General features: G+C 62.1%; 20 protein-coding genes and 1 pseudogene. 6 read left to right on the top strand and 15 right to left on the bottom strand.

Annotation, left to right across the window (positions count from 1 at the left end; genetic code table 11):
* The first annotated feature begins 54 nt into the window (after nt 1-54).
* Nucleotides 55-1,518: a glycoside hydrolase family 19 protein gene (locus tag NKI64_RS30285; RefSeq protein ID WP_352671790.1), complete on the top strand. Its 1,464-nt coding sequence runs from the start codon at nt 55-57 to the stop codon at nt 1,516-1,518.
* A gap of 109 nt (nt 1,519-1,627) precedes the next feature.
* Nucleotides 1,628-1,750 carry a hypothetical protein gene (locus NKI64_RS30280; RefSeq protein WP_023668910.1) on the top strand — a complete coding sequence of 41 codons (123 nt, stop codon included), beginning with the start codon at nt 1,628-1,630 and terminating at the stop codon, nt 1,748-1,750.
* Between the two features lie 82 nt (nt 1,751-1,832).
* On the opposite strand, the gene NKI64_RS30275 is transcribed toward NKI64_RS30280, so the two are convergent.
* The 6 genes from NKI64_RS30275 to NKI64_RS30250 all read right to left on the bottom strand — a co-directional run bounded on the left by NKI64_RS30275 (nt 1,833) and on the right by NKI64_RS30250 (nt 4,922).
* Entirely contained in the window at nt 1,833-2,198 is a 366-nt protein-coding gene (locus tag NKI64_RS30275) for a PRC-barrel domain-containing protein (protein ID WP_023668909.1), read from the bottom strand.
* Nucleotides 2,199-2,279: 81 nt separating this feature from the next.
* Complete coding sequence (locus tag NKI64_RS30270; RefSeq protein ID WP_023668908.1) at nt 2,280-2,483, bottom strand: dodecin family protein; 204 nt, start codon at nt 2,481-2,483, stop codon at nt 2,280-2,282.
* A gap of 97 nt (nt 2,484-2,580) precedes the next feature.
* Entirely contained in the window at nt 2,581-3,459 is an 879-nt protein-coding gene (gene kdsA / locus NKI64_RS30265) for a 3-deoxy-8-phosphooctulonate synthase (protein ID WP_031196594.1), read from the bottom strand.
* The gene (locus NKI64_RS30260) at nt 3,456-4,328 is read right to left on the bottom strand and encodes a VOC family protein (RefSeq protein WP_023714175.1); all 873 of its coding nucleotides are present in this window, start codon (nt 4,326-4,328) and stop codon (nt 3,456-3,458) included. The genes kdsA and NKI64_RS30260 overlap by 4 nt, the downstream gene beginning before the upstream one ends.
* A gap of 55 nt (nt 4,329-4,383) precedes the next feature.
* Complete coding sequence (locus NKI64_RS30255; RefSeq protein WP_023682566.1) at nt 4,384-4,674, bottom strand: Dabb family protein; 291 nt, start codon at nt 4,672-4,674, stop codon at nt 4,384-4,386.
* Nucleotides 4,675-4,787: 113 nt separating this feature from the next.
* The gene (locus tag NKI64_RS30250) at nt 4,788-4,922 is read right to left on the bottom strand and encodes a hypothetical protein (protein ID WP_023668905.1); all 135 of its coding nucleotides are present in this window, start codon (nt 4,920-4,922) and stop codon (nt 4,788-4,790) included.
* Nucleotides 4,923-5,181: 259 nt separating this feature from the next.
* Between NKI64_RS30250 and NKI64_RS30245 the strand changes: the two genes are divergently transcribed.
* Nucleotides 5,182-6,432, top strand: a complete 1,251-nt coding sequence (locus tag NKI64_RS30245; RefSeq protein ID WP_023668904.1) for an SAM-dependent methyltransferase — start codon at nt 5,182-5,184, stop codon at nt 6,430-6,432.
* 60 nt (nt 6,433-6,492) lie between these two features.
* Here the strand turns inward: NKI64_RS30245 and NKI64_RS30240 are convergent, their stop codons facing one another.
* Together NKI64_RS30240 and NKI64_RS30235 are read right to left on the bottom strand one after the other, a co-directional pair.
* Entirely contained in the window at nt 6,493-8,472 is a 1,980-nt protein-coding gene (locus tag NKI64_RS30240; protein ID WP_023682567.1) for a bifunctional 2',3'-cyclic-nucleotide 2'-phosphodiesterase/3'-nucleotidase, read from the bottom strand.
* A 141-nt stretch (nt 8,473-8,613) separates the two neighbouring features.
* Nucleotides 8,614-9,879 (bottom strand): NAD(P)/FAD-dependent oxidoreductase, encoded by a 1,266-nt coding sequence (locus NKI64_RS30235; RefSeq protein WP_023682568.1) that lies wholly within the window; start codon nt 9,877-9,879, stop codon nt 8,614-8,616.
* A gap of 181 nt (nt 9,880-10,060) precedes the next feature.
* Between NKI64_RS30235 and NKI64_RS30230 the strand changes: the two genes are divergently transcribed.
* On the top strand, nt 10,061-10,726 hold the full coding sequence (locus NKI64_RS30230) for a 5-formyltetrahydrofolate cyclo-ligase (RefSeq protein ID WP_352671784.1): 666 nt from the start codon (nt 10,061-10,063) through the stop codon (nt 10,724-10,726).
* On the opposite strand, the gene NKI64_RS30225 is transcribed toward NKI64_RS30230, so the two are convergent.
* Nucleotides 10,723-11,196 carry an Lrp/AsnC family transcriptional regulator gene (locus NKI64_RS30225; protein WP_023668897.1) on the bottom strand — a complete coding sequence of 158 codons (474 nt, stop codon included), beginning with the start codon at nt 11,194-11,196 and terminating at the stop codon, nt 10,723-10,725. The two genes, NKI64_RS30230 and NKI64_RS30225, sit on opposite strands and share 4 nt — an antisense overlap.
* A 155-nt stretch (nt 11,197-11,351) precedes the next feature.
* Between NKI64_RS30225 and ald the strand changes: the two genes are divergently transcribed.
* Nucleotides 11,352-12,467, top strand: a complete 1,116-nt coding sequence (gene ald / locus NKI64_RS30220) for an alanine dehydrogenase (protein WP_023713244.1) — start codon at nt 11,352-11,354, stop codon at nt 12,465-12,467.
* A 275-nt stretch (nt 12,468-12,742) separates the two neighbouring features.
* The gene (locus NKI64_RS30215; RefSeq protein WP_352671781.1) at nt 12,743-13,975 is read left to right on the top strand and encodes an outer membrane protein; all 1,233 of its coding nucleotides are present in this window, start codon (nt 12,743-12,745) and stop codon (nt 13,973-13,975) included.
* A gap of 383 nt (nt 13,976-14,358) precedes the next feature.
* Here the strand turns inward: NKI64_RS30215 and NKI64_RS30210 are convergent, their stop codons facing one another.
* From NKI64_RS30210 to NKI64_RS30185, 6 genes and pseudogenes are all read right to left on the bottom strand, one after another.
* Nucleotides 14,359-14,826: a DUF1203 domain-containing protein gene (locus NKI64_RS30210; protein ID WP_023824955.1), complete on the bottom strand. Its 468-nt coding sequence runs from the start codon at nt 14,824-14,826 to the stop codon at nt 14,359-14,361.
* Nucleotides 14,827-14,960: 134 nt separating this feature from the next.
* Nucleotides 14,961-15,065: pseudogene (locus NKI64_RS30205) on the bottom strand (OmpA family protein); the annotation flags it as partial.
* 19 nt (nt 15,066-15,084) lie between these two features.
* On the bottom strand, nt 15,085-15,648 hold the full coding sequence (locus tag NKI64_RS30200; protein WP_023682574.1) for a GNAT family N-acetyltransferase: 564 nt from the start codon (nt 15,646-15,648) through the stop codon (nt 15,085-15,087).
* Between the two features lie 5 nt (nt 15,649-15,653).
* Nucleotides 15,654-16,505, bottom strand: coding sequence for a 3-mercaptopyruvate sulfurtransferase (gene sseA / locus NKI64_RS30195; RefSeq protein ID WP_023824957.1), 852 nt, complete (start codon nt 16,503-16,505; stop codon nt 15,654-15,656).
* 95 nt (nt 16,506-16,600) lie between these two features.
* Nucleotides 16,601-17,344, bottom strand: a complete 744-nt coding sequence (locus NKI64_RS30190) for an alanyl-tRNA editing protein (protein WP_023691265.1) — start codon at nt 17,342-17,344, stop codon at nt 16,601-16,603.
* Nucleotides 17,344-18,378: a cysteine synthase A gene (locus NKI64_RS30185; protein WP_023816020.1), complete on the bottom strand. Its 1,035-nt coding sequence runs from the start codon at nt 18,376-18,378 to the stop codon at nt 17,344-17,346. Before NKI64_RS30185 ends, NKI64_RS30190 begins: the two co-directional genes overlap by 1 nt.
* Between the last annotated feature and the right edge of the window lie 255 nt (nt 18,379-18,633).

Genomic DNA, 18,633 nt, shown 5'->3' with positions numbered 1-18,633 from the left:
TATGTCTACGCCCATGGGGCGGATGCCCCTCCCCCTTTTATCGCGGCAATGCCTTTGTCACGAAATACCAGACGGCACACAAACTCCAGCCGATGCTTCAAAAGAGGCTACCGCCAACGTGACAAACTTCACAATGCAGAGAATTCGAAGATGTTAGGGTCACATCTACAACGCGGACTATTTGACGACGACAGTGAAATCAACAAACTTGAACTCTTTGGGGAGGTGGCAATGGCAGCGATTTCAGGTACTGGCTGGGAACTTCTTATTAGCCGCAGAGTCGAGCATATGAGGGGCACCAGACGCAGGACGGTCGGTACCTATAAAGTCTTCCACAACGGCACGGCAGTAACGGGTCTATCGGGGTTCGTGTGTGAATCTCGCGGCCCTGGCGACAATTCCAAAGAAGACAATGGCAGGCGCATCGAGCCCGGAACCTATCCACTGGCGACACAGGCCGGAGGCAAATATGTGACCATCGGCTACACTGGCGCCAAGACGCCACCCAAACCTGGACTCGAACTGCTGAAGACCAACAAGCGCACCGAAATCCTGATCCATCCGGGCGTCAATTTCCTGTCCAGCGTCGGATGCATCAACCCAACGAAGAAGGTGAGCGGTCCTCTTTCCGACATGGATTTCACGGAGAGCCGGACACGCGTAATCGCCCTCATCGACGATCTGAAAACCTTTGCCGGCGGTGGCTTCCCGAAAAGCAACGGCAAGCGAATTCCCAATGCTTCGGTGGTCGTCGAAGGCGAACCGGTGCTGTCGACCGAGAGTGTCGAGAGCGTGCTCGAAGCCGTTGCGGGCGATCCGAACAAGGGTTTGCCAGCAGCGGTCTTCCAGAAAGTCGCGCCGAGACCGGCAAGCGGTTCCAAGCGAACAATCTATGACGGTTACATCGGCGCCTTTACCTCCCACAAAGGCCTCAAGACACTTGGCGATCATGGCGTATGCAACAATTATGATCGGCTGATGCATTTCTTCGCTCAAGCGGCGATGGAAACCGGTGGCTTCACCCTCATTCGCGAATCCCTGTCCTACACGACCGTGGCGGCAATCCGGAAAGCATGGAGGTCGCGAGCCGCGGGCAAGACCGATCAGTGGATCGAGGACAACCTGCTGCGCAAGCCGCAAGCTTTGGGCGACTGGGCCTATGGCGGCCGCATGGGCAATGTGAAAGGAACGTTGGACGGCTTCAATTTCCGCGGCGGCGGCACGTTCCAGACCACCGGGCGCGACGCGTACACGGCCAAGGGCAAGCTCGCCAAGGTTGACCTCGCCAATCATCCTGAACTGATCGAGGATCCGCAGACTTCGCTGCTCGCAGCTTGCGCCGACTGGAAAGGGTCAGGCTGCAATGCCTTTGCCGATGCCGGCCTGATCAAAAAGATCTCGCGCGCGATCAACGTCGGCAACGCCAATTCCGCCACGCAGGCCAATGGCGAAGCGGATCGGATCGCCTGGCACGAAAAGGTTTTCAAGGCGGTGAAGAATGCCGGACTCCTCGGCTGAGCATGCCTCGGATCACGTTCGACAACACCACGTCATCATAATTCAGAGATAACAATCTCTGTGTCGACTAGGATGGTGATGCGCGGGGCGAAACAGGAGGAGTTTCGCCATGTCCGAGTTGAGCGGTATCGTGAGTTTGTTCCTGATCGCGGCGGCGTTCCTGACGTCCTGCGATACGCAGCAGCCGCCAAGGGCGGCGACGCAGCTGTCCACGTTTCATGCGGCAGAATAATTTAGAAACTGTCGGGTTGCACTGAAAAGGCCCCCGTTTCGGAATTCGGGGGCCTTTTCACGTCAGGCGTCAGCGCAGCTGATCAATGCCAATACGGCGTGACCTTGTAGTAATCATAGGAAGCATCACGCGCGGCCTCGCCATCGGCGCCGGCCAGTTCATTGATCGAATAGGCGGGTGCTGCCTTCAGCTGCTCCTTCGAGAACGGCACGACATAGCCGCCCTTGTCCTCGTCATAGTCGAGGCTCGCCCACGGAATGGCGTGATACTTCTCGCCAATGCCGAGAAATCCACCGAACCCGATCACCGCGAACATGATGCCGTTCGACGTCTTGTCGAGCATGATGTCCTCGATGCTGCCGATGCTCGTGCCCTCGGTGTTGTAGACCGACGTGCCGATGACGCGCGAAGCGGCGATTGCTTCGGTGTGGCCTGTTTGGGTGGTCATGGCTGATGCTCCTCATGTCATTGATCTATACTTTGACAATGAGGTGCGCGGGCGAAAGTTCCCGTTTTTTCGAGCGGGCGGTTACTCCGCGAGGATGAACGTCACCTTCATGTTGACGCGATACGCCGCGATCCTGCCGTCCTCGACGACGATCTTCTGGTCCTGGATCCAAGCGCCTTCGACGTTCTTCAGGGTTTTGGATGCGCGCTCAATCCCCTTCTCGATGGCGTCCTGAAAGCTCTTTTTCGACGACGACGTGATTTCGGTGACGCGGGCGACGGACATGGCTTCCTCCTGCCAAGACGCTCATTTGCAGGAGCGAGCCTACAGCCGGCTTATGCCTTCCACAAGCAGGGCAGCGCGCGCGCCATAGCCGAAACCATCAGCCTCGGTTCAGGTCAGCAGCATTCTTGGCGATGCGGTCGAATGCCATCAGTCTTTCGAGCAGCGCCGGCATGTCCTTCAGCGGCAGCATGTTGGGCCCGTCGGAGGAGGTCGAATTGTCGGGATCCTGGTGGGTCTCTATGAACACGCCGGCGACGCCGACGGCGACGGCAGCCCGCGCCAGCGTCTCGACAAAGCGGCGCTCACCACCGGAGGAACCGCCCTGCCCGCCCGGCTGCTGCACCGAATGGGTGGCGTCGAAAATCACCGGCGCGCCGATCTCGGCCATCACAGGCAAAGCCCGCATGTCCGACACTAGCGTGTTGTAGCCGAAAGACGCGCCGCGCTCGGTGGTCAGCACATTGAGGTTGCCCGAACCGGTGATCTTGGCCACCACGTTCTTCATGTCCCAAGGCGCCAGGAATTGCCCCTTCTTGACGTTGATCACCTTGCCGGTCTTGGCGGCGGCGACCAGCATGTCGGTCTGGCGCGACAGGAAGGCCGGAATCTGCAGCACATCGACATGGTGTGCGACGATCGCGCACTGCTCCTCGGTGTGGACATCGGTCAGAATGGGAAGCGAAAACGCCTTGCGCAACTCGTCGAACACCGGAAGCGCCGCGTCCATGCCGGCGCCGCGCGTTGCCGACAGCGAGGTGCGGTTGGCCTTGTCGTAGCTGGTCTTGTAGACGAGGCCGATGCCGAGCTTGCCGGTCAGTTCCTTCAGCGCGCCGGCCATGTCGAAAGCGTGCTGGCGCGATTCGAACTGGCACGGGCCGGCGATCAACGCCAAGGGCCCGCTGTTGTCGAAGACGACGTTGCCGACGGTTACTGACGAATTCGGCGCCAGCGAATTGGGCCCTTGCGGCTTGCTCATGGGGTCTCCCGGAAGATGAAAGCCGCGCCCTGTCCGGATGCCGGCTGCACGACGATTTCGTTGCCCGCTATATCGTGCCCGACGGCGTTGTCTGCAAGCAGCCTCGCGACAGCGCCGACACTGCGGGCCGAAAAGACGATCGCGGCGAAGCGAAGGTCCGTCGGCGCGCCAGCCGACATGCCGAAGCGCTCAGCGAAAGCCGCGGGCTTGAGAACGCTCAAACGCGCGTTCGCCAGGTCGAACGCCGTGCTGCTCCTCTGCCTCGAACCCGTCGCTGTCTCGATCAGGTGGCGCTTTTCGGATGGCACGCCGCTGACCGCGACGATTTCGGCAATGCCGGTCACGCCGTTGGCATGGGCCTGCAGTGCCGTACGGTCGATTTGAGGGGCGTTGATCCGCTCGCAAGCGAACAGAAAGGCGTCCATCGTCTCGGCGCCGGCGGCGAAAGCCAGTTTGAACGAGGCCATGTCGCTCTTTCCGGCCGTGTCGGTGAAGGCGCGGGAAAAGCTCAGTACGTCTCCCGCCGACAGGCCGGCTTTGATAAAGCGCGCATGGTCCGCATCGGCATCGTCGGTGGCCAGCACCACGGCGGAAAAGCCCTCATCGCCCAGCCTGGCGCGATAGAGCCGGTCGCGCGCGACAAAGACATTGCCACCGGCAAATGCCTCGTCTGCAGCCTGTTCATTCCCGACCGCCAGCGGTTCGAGGTAGGTGCCGTCGGCGAAGAAGACGCAGCAATTTTCGGTGCCGAAAGGGTGGATGCCGGTTGGTGCGACGATGAAGCCAAGCGATGTCAGCCGCGCCCGCGCCACGGCGAGGCTCGCCGTCGGCAACACAAGATGGTCAAGCGGATGGATCGTGCTGGTCATGCCGGCGCGGTGTGCATCATTCCGGAAATCGGTTCAAGGCCTCTTGCCAGCCCGATCAGGCCATCGCCACGACATCGGCCGAATAGCGCAATTCGCGCAATGGTTTGACCCGACTGGTCGTCTCGGCATAGAGCGGGTGCGCCTTGTAGGCGGCAAGCGCGGCATCATCCTCGAACTCGGCATAGACGACCACGTCGATCGCATCCGACAGCGGATCGACCTTGGTGTTGAGCGTCACCTCGAAGAGGCTTGAATGCGGGATCTTGCCCAGCGCGAGCAAGCCCGTGCGCACGGCCTCGACATCGTCCTTGCGCCGCGCGCTGAAGAAAACGATATGCCGGATCACACCTGCCTCCACGTTCGATTTGCGGCATGTTTTGTGTGAGCGGGACCGTCGCGTCAACCGCCACGATGTCGCGCCCGGCAATGCCGGCAGGCGACTTTGCAGAGGCGCAAAAGCTAGGCTTTGCCGGTGACGTAGCGCACGACGCGCGACATTTCCCTGACCGTCGTGTCGAGATAGCGGCCCTGATTATAGAGGCCATCCCAGATCAGGAAAAAGGCGATGGCGGTGATGACGATGACGTAACGCATGGCTGAAACTAACGTATGTGGCTGTTCCTAACCATAGCGATTTCACCGGCGGTTGCTCGCCCTCACCGATTCTGGCCCCAGGCACGCCACCTGGGCCAGTGCCGGGCACGGCTTGCCTCTTGAAGTTCCGGTCGATGCGGTGGAAGATTGTGGCGAAAATTTAAGCAGGCTACGGCGTTCGCGCCTGGCGAATGAAAGTGGAGGATGTGGAGGCCGGCAGATCTTGCGCCGCCCCCGCGGAAGTCCAGGGGGGTGTGAGATGGCTGTCAGGGAATACAAAGGCATCGGCGACGCCATCAGGCTGGACGAACTCAATTTCGCCGAGATCGTCAAGGGCCTGCCGGCCAAGGCGCGCATGGTGCTGTCGGCGGCGATGAAATTGCCGCGCGGTTCGCTGAAGGTGAGGATGCCGGATGGCCGGGCGGTGCTTGTCGGCGGCAACGGACCCGGGCCGGATGCCGAGCTGGTGTTGAAGAACTGGCGCCTGCCCGGCCGTGCCTTTTCCGGCGGCACCATCGGCGTTGCCGAATCCTACATGGACGGCGACTGGGAAAGCCCTGATGTAACCAGCTTCCTCGAACTGTTCGTCGTCAACTCGGCCGTTGGGGAACGCATTGCCGGCGGCGCCAACTGGCTCATCAACACGGTCCAGCGCATCCGCCACTGGTTCAACGAAAACACCCGCACCGGCTCGAAGCGCAACATCTCGGCGCATTACGATCTCGGCAACGCCTTCTACAAGCAATGGCTCGATCCCAGCATGACCTATTCGTCGGCGCTCTATGCGACCGGCGCCAACGACCTGGAAAGCGCTCAGGCCGCCAAATACCGCGCGCTGGCCAAGGATACCGGCATCGGCAAGAAGGACCATGTGCTCGAGATCGGCTGCGGCTGGGGCGGTTTTGCCGAATTTGCCGCGCGCGAGATCGGCTGCCGCGTCACCGGCCTGACCATCAGCCGCGAACAGCACGATTTCGCCAAGGCGCGCATCCAGAAGGCGGGACTGTCTGACAAGGTCGACATCAAGCTGCAGGATTACCGAGACGAAACGGGCACTTACGACCGCATCGCCTCGATCGAGATGTTCGAGGCGGTCGGCGAAAAATATTGGCCGGTATTTTTCGGCAAGATGAAGGCGTGCTTGAGGCCCGGCGGCACCGCCGGCCTGCAGATCATCACCATCAACGAGGCCGCCTACGACACCTATCGGGCGAGGCCGGATTTCATCCAGCGCTATGTCTTCCCAGGCGGCATGCTGCCGACGCCGTCGATCCTGAAGACGCTGGGCAGCGACCATGGCCTTGCCCATCTGCGCGAGCGCGTCTTTCCGGACGACTATGCCCGCACGCTTGCCGAATGGCGCAACCGCTTCTGGGCGTCGTGGGAAAAGATCGTCCCGCTCGGCTTCGACGACCGCTTCAAGAAGCTTTGGGAATTTTATCTCCACTATTGCGAAGCCGGCTTTAGAGCCAGCTACATCGACGTGCGCCAAGTGGTCTACAAAGCCTGATCCGAAGCGTGATTGAGCGGGCGTATGCCCGCTCGTTTTCCCTGTTAGCTGCACGTTGCCTCAAAGCAGGATGCGATACTTCGCAAACCCGGATTCGCCCTCGCCGGCCGGCTCGATCTTGAGCGATTTCACCCCAGATATGAAATCCTTCGCTTTGGGGCCGGTCTCGAACACGACGCTGGTGCCGGGCAGCGGCGTGAACGACCAATTGTCGTCGGCCGAGGGGTTGATCGTGCCTTCGCTGACGACGTAGCGCACGATCACGTCGCGGTTGGTGTCCGGCGCCTCGTAGATGATCTTCGAGGCATTGATGTCGGGGAAATTGCCGCCACCGCCGGCGCGGTAATTGTTGGTGGCGACGACGAATTTCGCTGCCGGATCAATCGGCTTGCCGTCGAAGCTGAGGCCGACGATGCGGTTCGAGCCGGCATTGGCGACGCCACCCTTGGCATCGTATTTCGGCAGCTGCGACAGGTCTATTCCGTAGCTGACGCCATCGATCACATCGAAATTGTAGGACGGGAATTCGGTGTCGATGAGCGCCTGGTCGGCTTTGCCCGGCTCGATCTTCCTGAAAATGCCGGCCGACATTTCCAGCCATTCCTTCACTTGCGCGCCGGTGATTTCGACGGCACGAACCGTGTTCGGATAGAGATAGAGGTCGGCGACGTTCTTGATGGCGATGTCGCCCACCGGCACGTCGGTATAGTAGTCGGCGCCGTTGCGCCCGCCGGCCTTGAAGGGCGCCGCCGCCGACAGCAGCGGCACGTCCTTCCACTGCGTGCTTTTTAATATGTCCTTGAGGTACCAGCTCTGCGCCTGGTTGACGATCTGCACCGACGGATCGTCGGCGACCAGCGCGAAATAGGAATAGAGCGGCGCCGAGGTCTTGCCGACCGGTCGGCGGACATAGGCAAGTGTCGCCTCATGGTCCGCCTTCAGCGCATCGACGACGCGCTGGTCGTCCGCCACCGTCGGCTTGTTTGCCTTGTCGACGCGCTCGTAGATCGGCCTTGCCTCAGATGTGGCCGAGGCTACGCGCCATTTCGATCCGTCCCGTTCCAGAAGCAGATCGATCAGTCCCATATGCGAGCCCCAGAAACCGCCCATCACGGCGGGCTTGCCCTGCAGCGTGCCTTTCTCGGTGTCGACGCCATCGAGCGCCTGAAAATCCTTCTTGCCGGGGAAGACCAAATGCTGATGGCCGGTGAACACCGCATCGATGCCTTCGACGCCGGCGACGAAGAAGGAGGCGTTCTCCATGCCGTCGCCCTGCTTGATATCGATGCCGGAATGCGAGAGCGCGATGACGATGTCGGCGCCCTCCTCCTTGATCTGCGGCACCCATGCCCTGGCCGCCTCGACGATGTCGCGCGTCCTGACATTGCCTTCCAGGTTCTTCAGGTCCCAGACCATGATCTGCGGCGGCACGAAGCCGATGATGCCGATCTTGATCGGCTGCTCGACGCCCGACCCGTCCTTGATCTTCTTGTCGAGGATGACATAGGGCTTGAGGTAGAGCTTGTCGTCGCGCGGGTTGGCGGCAAGCTCGGTGCCGCGGATCAGATTGGCGCAGACGAAGGGGAAATTGGCTCCGGCCAGCACCTTGTCGAGGAACGACAGGCCGTAATTGAACTCGTGATTGCCGAGCGTCGAGCATTCATAGCCCAGCAGGTTCATGCCCTTCATGATCGGATGCAGATCGCCTTCCTTGAGGCCCTTCTCATAGGCGATGTAATCGCCCATCGGATTGCCCTGCAAAAGATCGCCATTGTCGATCAGCATCGCATTGGTGGCTTCCTTGCGCACCGCCGCGATCAGTGAGGCCGTCCGCGACAGGCCCATCGTGTCGTTGGCTTTATCGGCGTAGTAGTCGTAAGGCAGCACATTCACATGGATGTCGGTGGTCTCCATGATCCTCAGATGCGCCTGGTTGGCCTGCGCGCGGGCGGAAAACGGATGCAGCATGATCAGCGCCCCGCTGGCGGCCGCACCGGCAAGAAAACTACGGCGGGAGACGGGGTTGAGCAAATGTGACATTGGTTTTCCTTCCCAGCGACGTGACAAGATCCCAGCCCCGGGCGGAAGCTTCGCGCCGAAAACCGGCCATGTCCATCGGGAAGTCAGTCGATCAGCAAAAGGTGACGGCTGGATGAATATCCTTGGCCGCGGTTGAGAACCTCAGCCCTTGTTATCATCGCCCTGGGTGATCAGTCGCGCGCTCCGCTGGCCGGTGAAATAGATCCATAGCCAGCTAAGCGACACCGACAGCCGGTTGCGGAAGCCGATCAGGAAGTAGATATGCGCCACGCCCCACAGCCACCAGGCAAGCCATCCCGTGAGCTTGATCCGGCCGAAATCGATCGCGGCTGCCCACTTGCCGATCGTCGCCAGGTCGCCGGCATGTTTGTAGCGGAAAGGGCGCGGCGCGCCATCGCCGGCCAGCCGCGCCCTGATCGTCGCGGCGACGTGCTTGCCCTCCTGCTTGGCGGAAGGCGCCACGCCTGGCACCGGCTTGCCGTCCGGCCGCAAGACATGCGCGGTGTCGCCGATGACGAAGATTTCAGGACTGTTCGGCACGGTCAGATCGGGCTCGACCATTACCCTGCCCGCCCGGTCCACCGGCGCTCCCAGCCACTCTCCAGCGGGCGAAGCCGCTACGCCGGCGGCCCACAGGATGGTTCGCGCCGGCAGATGCGTATCGCCAAAGACGACGCCTTCGGCATCGAGGCGCGTGACGGCGCGGCCAAGCTCGACCGTGACGCCCCGCCGCTCCAGCGCCTTGCGCGCATAGTCGGACAGCTTTGGCGCGAAATTGGCGAGGATCCTGTCTCCGGCCTCGACCAGCACCACACGCGCCTCACGCGTGTCGATGTTGCGGAATTCGCCGCGCAGCGTTTCGTGCGCGAGTTCGACAATGGTGCCGGCAAGCTCCACGCCGGTCGGGCCGCCGCCGACGATGACCAGTGTCAGCAGTGCCTGGCGCTTGGCCGGATCGGTCTCGCGCTCGGCCTGCTCGAAGGCGAGCAGGATGCGCCGGCGAATGGTGGTTGCGTCTTCAAGCGTCTTCAGCCCAGGCGCGAAAGGCTCCCATTCGTCGTGGCCGAAATAAGCATGACGCGCGCCGGTGGCGAGCACCAGCGTGTCGTAGGGAACAGAACTGCCGTCCTCAAGCAGCACGCGTTTGCCTGGACGGTCGACGCCGGTGACGTTGCCGAGCAGGGTCGTCACGTCCTCGCGCTTGCGCAGCAGATGACGGATCGGCCAGGCAACTTCCGAGGTCGCCAGCGAGGTGGTCGCCACCTGGTAGAGCAGCGGCTGGAAAAGGTGATGGTTGCGCTTGTCGATCATGGTGATGCGCACGGGTGCGCCGGCCAGCGCCCGGGTGAGTTCGAGACCGCCGAACCCTGCGCCGACGACAACGACATGATGGCTGGTTTCACTCATCGCATTCACCCCTGTTTGTCTCTCTTTATCTAGTGATTTTTGTGCACCGCAACAATGTCGCGGCGCGCTAGACTGCCGCGCGTAAGGCTGCCCAGGACTCGTCGCCGGATGTCGCGAATGCCTATGTCGGCAAGCCTGGACGGGTATAGCTTTGCAGGGGCTGGAACCACGGGAGTGAAGCATGGCCAACGACGATGACAAAGATCGCAAAGGGCGGGCGCAATATTCTTCTCCGCCTTGCTTCATGCACGAACTCGATCCGGAATTTCGCGCGCCATTGACCGACTGGACCGATGTGCGCCGTTGGCGCAAGGCCGAGCGCGAGCGTCTGATCGCGGCACGGTTGGCGGTTTCCGCCGATGCGCGGGTGGCGATGTCGCGGGCTATCGCCGAAGGGCTCGACGCGGCAATCGGCGACATTGCCGGCCGCATGGTCAGCCTCTATTGGCCGTTTCGCGGCGAGCCGGACCTGCGGCCGTGGATGGCGTCGATCAACCAGCGCGGCGGCCGCACGGCACTGCCAGTCGTCATCGAGAAGGGCCAGCCGCTGATCTTCCGCGCTTATGTACCCGGCGACCGGCTGGAAAAAGGCGTCTGGAACATCCCTATCCCCGCCGAAGGCGACCCGGTGCTGCCCGACATCGTCATCTCGCCGATCGTCGGCATCGACCCGCAAAACTACCGCCTGGGCTATGGCGGTGGCTTCTTCGACCGCACGCTGGCTGCCATGCCGTTCAAGCCATTGGTCATCGGCGTCGGCTACGAACTGCAGCGCATCCCCACCATCTACCCGCAGCCGCACGACATCCCGATGGATAGGCTGGTGACCGAGACTGCTCAGGGCTAGGCCAGTTCCGGCTTCATGCCCATCGCCGTGCGATCGACGATCTCGCGCAGGGCAAACGACGAATTGATCTTGGTCACGTGCGGCATCGCCGACAGCCATTCCTTGTGGATGCGCTCATAGTCGACCAGGTCCTTGGCGGCGATGCGCAGGATATAGTCATATTCGCCCGACATCAGGTGGCACGACAGCACATTGGGGCAGCGCTTGATCGCCGCCTCGAAATCCGACAGCGTCTTTTCGAATTGCCCCGACAGCGATATGTGCACGATCGCCGTCATCTGGTGGCCGAGCGCGGCATTCGAAAGCCGGGCGTGATAGCCGCGGATGGTGCCGGATTTCTCCAGATTGTCGAGCCGGCGCGAACAGGCCGACTGCGACAGGCCGACCCTTTCGGCGAGCGCCGCATTGGGTATGCGCCCATCCTTCTGCAGAGCCTCGAGAATGGCGATATCGATCCTGTCGAGCGGCATTTCTCGTGATTCCTGCGAAATTTCCTTGATTTCGCGCAACGATTATCGAAACGCGTAACCCCGCGCAAGCGCATTCGCAAACACCTGCGCAACGATTCGTGGTTCACTCGGTTGATACAGGGAACGAGCCCGAAGGGCCGGATCAGGAGAAGACTATGCGCGTCGGCTGCCCCAAGGAAATCAAGAACCACGAATACCGCGTCGGCTTGACGCCGGGCTCCGTCCGCGAATATGTCGCGCATGGCCATGAAGTGCTGGTCGAAAGCGGCGCCGGCGCCGGTATCGGCGCCGATGACAATGCGTATCGCGCCGCCGGCGCCACTATTGCCAAGAGCGCCGCCGACGTGTTCGCCAAGTCCGACATGATCGTCAAGGTCAAGGAGCCGCAGCCCAACGAATGGGCGCAGCTGCGCGACGGCCAGATCCTCTACACCTATCTTCACCTGGCCCCGGATCCGGAGCAGACCAAGGGCCTGCTCGCGTCCGGCGTCACCGCAATCGCCTATGAGACCGTAACCGACGACCGCGGCGGCCTGCCGCTCTTGGCGCCGATGTCGGAAGTTGCCGGCCGCCTGTCGATCCAGGCCGGCGCGACCGCGCTGCAGAAGGCCAATGGTGGCCGCGGCGTGCTGCTCGGCGGCGTGCCCGGCGTACTGCCCGGCAAGGTCACGGTGCTCGGCGGCGGCGTCGTCGGCCTGCATGCCGCCCGCATGGCGGTCGGCCTCGGCGCCGACGTCACCATCATCGACCGCTCGATCCCGCGCCTGCGCCAGCTGGACGACCTCTTTACAGGCCGCGTCCACACCCGCTACTCCACAGTCGAGGCGCTTGAGGAAGAATGCTTCTCGGCCGACATCGTCGTCGGCGCCGTGCTCATCCCGGGTGCTGCTGCACCCAAGCTGGTGACTCGCGAAATGCTGTCGGGCATGAAGAAGGGCTCGGTGCTGGTCGACGTCGCCATCGACCAGGGCGGCTGTTTCGAGACCTCGCACGCCACTACCCATGCCGAGCCGACCTATGAGGTCGACGGCGTGATCCACTACTGCGTCGCCAACATGCCGGGAGCCGTGCCGGTGACCTCGGCGCACGCGCTCAACAACGCGACGCTGCATTATGGCCTGCAGCTGGCCGACAAGGGCCTGAAGGCGCTGGTCGACGACCACCATTTGCGCAACGGCCTCAATGTCCACAGGGGCAAGATCACCAATCGCGCCGTCGCCGAAGCACTCGGCTATGAGCTGGTCGAACCGAAAGTGGTTCTGGCTGCCTGACCAGACGCCTTAATCGACTCAAGCAGTTCTGCCTCCCTCACCCGCCGGTTGCGCCGGCGGGTTTTTTATTGGCCGCGTGCTCACAAATTGCGGGCTCTAAGGCAACATCACGGCGAAACGGCCCGGCTTGGCGGTGCTTTTGCCTGCCGATGTGGCATTTTTGTCATTCCAATATTGGCGAGCGTCCTGTTAGAACACGGACGGGTTTGTTCTTATGCTAAGGGGCTAAAATGTTCATCTCTGCTAAATCCGTTCTTCTCGGGGCCGTTTCGGCAATGGCTTTGATATCGGTAGCGCATGCCGCCGATGTTGTGCAGCCAGTGGAAGAACCTGCCGGTTTCAACTGGAGCGGCGCCTATGTCGGCATCGGCGGCGGCTTCGGCGCCACCGTGCACCGCATCAGCGTCGACCCGTTTCTCGACTTCAATGGCATCGGCGGCAACGGCGTGTTTGGCGAAATCACCGCCGGCTACGACTACATGGTCTCTGAACGCTTCCTGCTCGGCGGCTTCATCGACGCCAACATCGGGAATATCGGTCCGTCGATCAGCCTTCCGGGCGCTGATATCGACCTGACGAACGCTTATGGCTTCGACGTCGGCTTGCGCGCCGGCTATCTCCTGAACCCCGATACGCTCGGCTATGTGCTCGGCGGCTACACTTGGAACCATTTCAAGCTCGAGGGTTCGGGCTTTGCCGACGGTCTTGATTTCACGGAGAACCGTGGCGGCTATGTCGTCGGCGTTGGCATGGAAACCGTGCTGCGCGGCAACTGGACGATTAAGACCGAGTACCGCTACGCCAACTATGGCGACGACTCGGTGGCTGACCTCGGCATTATCGGCGGCCCGGGAACCTCTCTGGATGTCGAGCCGTCCAGCCACACCTTCCACATCGCGGCCAACTACCGCTTCGGCGCCCAGAATGGCGGCGGTGCCTCGTTTGCTGCTCCGACCTACAACTGGACCGGCTTCTATGTCGGCGGCGCGCTTGGCGCCGGCACCGTGGTGCATGACCTGACGCTCGCCAGCGCCCTCGAATTGGATGGCATCGGCGGCGAAGGCGTGTTCGGCGAGGCGAGCATCGGTTACGACCATGATTTCGGCGGCTGGGTCGCCGGCGTTCTGGTCGACGCCCGCTATTCCGGCATACGCTCGAAGTTGGACATTCCGGGTGGGTCGATCAAAGGCGATGCCGACTATGGCTTCGATGCCCTGGCCCGCATCGGCGCCAAGGTCAACGAATCGACGCTGGCCTATGTCCTCGGTGGCTACAGCTGGCAGCATTTCGACCTGCATGCTTCGCCTGGCGGCGACATCACCGACTGGGGCTCAAGCGGCTTCTCGGTCGGCGGCGGCCTGGAAACGGCCGTCTCCAGCAACATGACGCTTGGTCTCGAATACCGCTATTCGCAGTATGAGAAAGAGGATTTCGGTTCGGGCGGCTTCCTGACCGACGAGCCTTCCTTCCAGACCGTTCGCCTCGGCGCGAAGTATAAATTCAACTAAAGCCGCTCCGGCAACGGTCGAAGCCCGTCGGTCAATTCCGGCGGGCTTTTTCTTTGCGCAAAACCTGACATCGGCATTGAACAGGCCGGCGGACAACAAAAAGCGGAGCCAAAGCCCCGCTTCCTCGGTTGTCGAGATCCCCGCCGGTTCATCCGCGGTCGGCAAATCCATCGACACTCGTCTTTTAATGGACGAATGCGACGGGAGTGCGACAGCTCACCGGCAATCGGCGCGCCACCACGCCGGCGACGATCGCGGCGCTTATGTGAAGTGCTTCACATCAGCCATTCGAAAAACATGCGCAGACAGGGATGCCAACTTGACGGATCGAGCCGTCACACGGTTCCCAACTGCCCGCCAGACCACCGGCGGGCATCTTTTTGTCAGAAACGCTCGATGCGGCACTGATAACAATTGTTGCGCGCCGAGCGGACGTGGACATAGGCGATGTCGTCGCGCTCAAACAGCGTCTCTGCCCGCGCCGCAATGCCGCCAGTCGGAATGACGCCGCCGCTGCCATAGACGATGCGGTCGTCCGCACCATAGCCGCGCACGATATAGTCGCTGCTCTCAAGGATCTCTGGAAGCGCTTCCGTCTCGGCTGCGCGTTCGCATTCCTGCGCATGCAGGAAGATCGGCCCTGTCTCGGCGTAAGGCTGCAACGCCGGAAACGGCCGATAGGCCATGATCAGATAGCCATCGCCTTCGGCGACGTTTCTCAGGCAATGCCGGCACGGCACGCCGTCGCCATCGGAAACCTTCCGCTCCGGCGTTTGGCCATAGGCGTCCGCCCCGCCGCGCTGCAGCGCTCTCACATCTTCAGTCGGCAAGGCTTTGAACTGGACGGTCATGGCTAAATCTCCGGTGTGGTTGACCGGAAATTATGCCCCCGCCGAGGTGCTTCCCACCCGATTCCTGTCAACTGTCAGCAGCCCGGCCAGTCTCAGGCCGGACTGCTTCGGCATTGGGCAGGTCCCGCGCCGGCTCAGCGGATGAAATCGTCGAAGCGGCGCAGCGTCACCCGGCGGCTGCGCCAGTTCTCGTCCTGAGTCCGCACGAGCAGGAATTCCTCGCCATGAACGGTCGGTTCGGCCTTCAGTCGGAGAAAGTCACGGCCGCATGACGCTGGCCGAGCGCTCGGCGAACGACAGCGGATGCACGGTCTCCTTCTTTTGCGCCACCGGCGCAAAACCGAGCTTCTGGTAGAGCGGCAAGGCAGCCGGATGGTCGAGCGTGCAGGTCTGCACCGTCACCCGTTTCGGCCCATACGACCATGCTGCGGCGATCGCCGCACCGAGGAACCAACGGCCAATGCCTTGCCCGGTCGCATGTTCCATCATGCCGAAATAAGCGAGTTCGACTTCCTCTGGCAAATGCGGCTTGAGGTCGAAGAACCCGGCCGGCGCGCCGTCGAGATAAAGCACCCTGATGTCGCGGTCCTCGCGGTGGATGCCGGCGGCAAGCTCGTCATCGTCCAGCCTCAGCACATTGACCCAGTGCCATTTGCGTCCGACCCGATCCATCAGATAGCGGTAGAAATGCAGCGGAATGTCCTTGGTCCTGAGCAGCGCGATCTGCCTGTTGTAGGGCAACGGCGGCGAATAGGCCGGCGGCACATGCATTTCCAGAAACGTGACCGTAACCTCGATGTCGTCCAGCGCGCCATTTTCCATCGCCATCATTCCTTGCCCGTCACCACGGGCGTGTCTGCCAGCCCGCCCCATTCCGTCCATGAGCCGTCGTAGAGCCGGTTGTCGGTGTGGCCGAGCGTCTCCAGCGCCAGAGTGACGACAGCCGCCGTGATGCCGGAACCGCAAGAGGTGACGACCGGTTTCGACAGATCGATACCGGCATCCTCAACGGCCTTGCGCAACTGGTCCTTCGACAACAGCGCGCCGTCCTGTGACAGCGCCGAATAAGGCAAATTGTGCGCGCCGGGCATGTGGCCGGAGCGAACACCCGCGCGGGGCTCTGGCTCGGCGCCGGTGAAGCGGCCCGCGCCTCGGGCGTCCGCAATCTGGCTCTCGCCAGTCTCGACGATGCGGCGCATGTCGGCAAGGCTGGCGACGCGAGCGGCATCGAAATCGGCATGAAACACATTCGGCGCGATCTTGGTCAGCTCCGCCGTCACCGGCCGGCCCGCCGCCTTCCAGCGGTCGAAGCCGCCGTCGAGCACATAGACCTGGAACACGCCCATGACGCGGAACATCCACCAGGCGCGCGGCGCCGAGAAGAAACCCGGACCGTCATAGACGACAATGGTGTCGTCGGCCGAAATTCCCATGGCGCCGACATATTGCGCGAAATGCTGTGGCGAGGGCAGCGTGTGCGGCAGCTTGGCATCAGGATCGGAGGCCGCATCATGATCGAAGAATCGCGCACCCGGAATATGCGCAGCCTCATACTCGGCGCGCGCATCGCGCTTCTGCGCCGGCAGATACCAGGATGCATCGACGATCGTCAGGCCGGGCTCGCCAAGACGGCTCTGCAACCAGTCCGCATCGACGGTGAAAGGGCTGTCATCGGCCATTGTTCTTCTCCTGCTCCGCCTTGGCGAAGCATTGCTTCCTGTTGACCATGATCTTCCCCGAAAACCCGCTTCCACTTTTCGGGATCATGGTTCGTTCAAGCTACCGGCATCGGTCCGAAGCGAATGCGAAAACGCCGGTTTTCGCGGCCCTTCTTCTCGATCTTGCCGATATGGATTTCACCGACTTCGCCGGTGCTTTTGACATGGGTGCCGCCGCAGGGCTGGCTGTCGATCGAAGCGTTGTCGCCGATGCAGACCAGGCGGATCTTGCCGGTGCCGGCGGGCGGCCGGACAGTCTTGGATTTCACCAGGCCAGGATTGGCTGCCAGTTCCTCGTCGGTGATCAGCCTGACGAAGATCGGATGATCGGCCCGCACCAGCTCCATCAGCCCGGCGGTGACGTCTTCCCTGGTGAAGCCGGCATCGGGAGCGTCGAAGTCGACGCGGCTGTCATCTTCGGAAACCGCAGCACCGGTAATCGGAAACGGACAGACGACGGTGAGCAAATGGCAAGCTGCGTGCATGCGCATCAGGAGATGCCGCCGCTCCCAGTCGATGGCGAGTTTCACCCGCTCGCCCACCTCGGGTGCCGGCTGCTCCGGCGCCGGCACATGGATGATCTCGTCCTTGGTCTCGCCGGTGATGGTGGCGGCAATGGCGATGCGGCTGCCGTCCGCGCGCTCTAATGTGCCGGTATCGCCAGGCTGGCCGCCCGATGTGGCATAGAAGATGGTCCGGTCGAGAATGATGCCGCCGCGCTCGTTGATGGCGACAACGGTGGCGTCAGCCTCTCTGAGATAGGCGTCGTCGCGAAACAGCGCTTCTGTTCTGTGCGCCATCAGGCGACCTTCTCATACGGCACCGAAATTGTGCTGCGCTCATCCATCCAGCCCGGCACCGGCAGGTTCTTCTCACGCAGGAATTCCGGGTTGAACAGCTTCGACTGGTAGCGCGTGCCATAGTCGGCAAGGATGGTCACGATGGTGTGGCCGGGGCCAAGCTCGCGCGCCAGCCGGATCGCGCCGGCAATGTTGATGCCGGTCGAACCGCCGACGCACAGGCCTTCTTCCTGGATCAGGTCGAAGACGATCGGCAGCGCCTCTTCGTCCGGCACCTGGAACGAGAAGTCCGGCGTGAACCCATCGAGATTTGCCGTGATGCGCCCCTGCCCTATCCCTTCGGTGATCGAGCTGCCGTCGGACTTCAATTCGCCACTGGTGTAGAAGGAATAGAGCGCCGCACCCAGCGGATCGGCGAGCGCGATCTTGACGTTGCTGCTCTTGGCCTTCAGCCCGAAGGCGACGCCGGCCAGCGTTCCGCCCGAACCCACCGCCGAGACGAAACCGTCGACCTTGCCGCCGGTCTGCATCCAGATTTCTTCCGCCGTGGTGCGGATATGGCCGTCGCGATTGGCAACGTTGTCGAACTGGTTGGCCCAGATCGCGCCGTTCGGCTCCGACCTCGCCATCTGCTCGGCCAACCGCCCCGACAGTTTCACGTAATTGTTGGGGTTCTTGTAAGGCACCGCCGGCACTTCGATCAGCTCGGCACCAAGCAGCTTGATCGTGTCCTTCTTTTCCTGGCTCTGGGTGTCGGGAATAACGATCACTGTGCGATAGCCCAGCGCCTTGGCAACCAGCGTCAGGCCAATGCCGGTATTGCCTGCCGTGCCTTCGACGATGACCCCGCCCGGCTTCAACAGCCCGCGCTGTTCGGCGTCGCGGATGATGAACAGGCCGGCGCGATCCTTGACCGACTGGCCGGGGTTCATGAACTCGGCCTTGCCCAGGATCTCGCAGCCGGTCTGCTCCGAGGCCTTGTTGAGGCGGATCAGGGGCGTGTTGCCGATCGCTTCGATCACAGAACGGGGCATCCGGGATTCCTTATGTAGCTGCGGCGAGACCCTAGAAACCCGAAGCGTGCGTTTCAAGGCAAGAATTCGCCTGGTCCAGAGCATGATGCCGAAAAGTGTGAGCGGTTTTCGGCCGACATCATGCTCTATTCCCTTGATTCAGAGTCGGATTTTTGGAAGGGTGGTGTGGAAGGGCAAAAAAAGCGCCGGGGGCGGGTTTGGGGAAGGGAAAAAAACGGATGATATAAAAAAAAGGCGGAGACGCCCGCACGCTAT

This window comes from Mesorhizobium sp. M0478 (assembly GCF_040321305.1).
Taxonomy (GTDB): Bacteria; Pseudomonadota; Alphaproteobacteria; order Rhizobiales; family Rhizobiaceae; genus Mesorhizobium.
The sequence above is the reverse complement of the archived record's forward strand: the minus strand, read 5'-3'. Positions and strand labels throughout refer to the sequence as shown.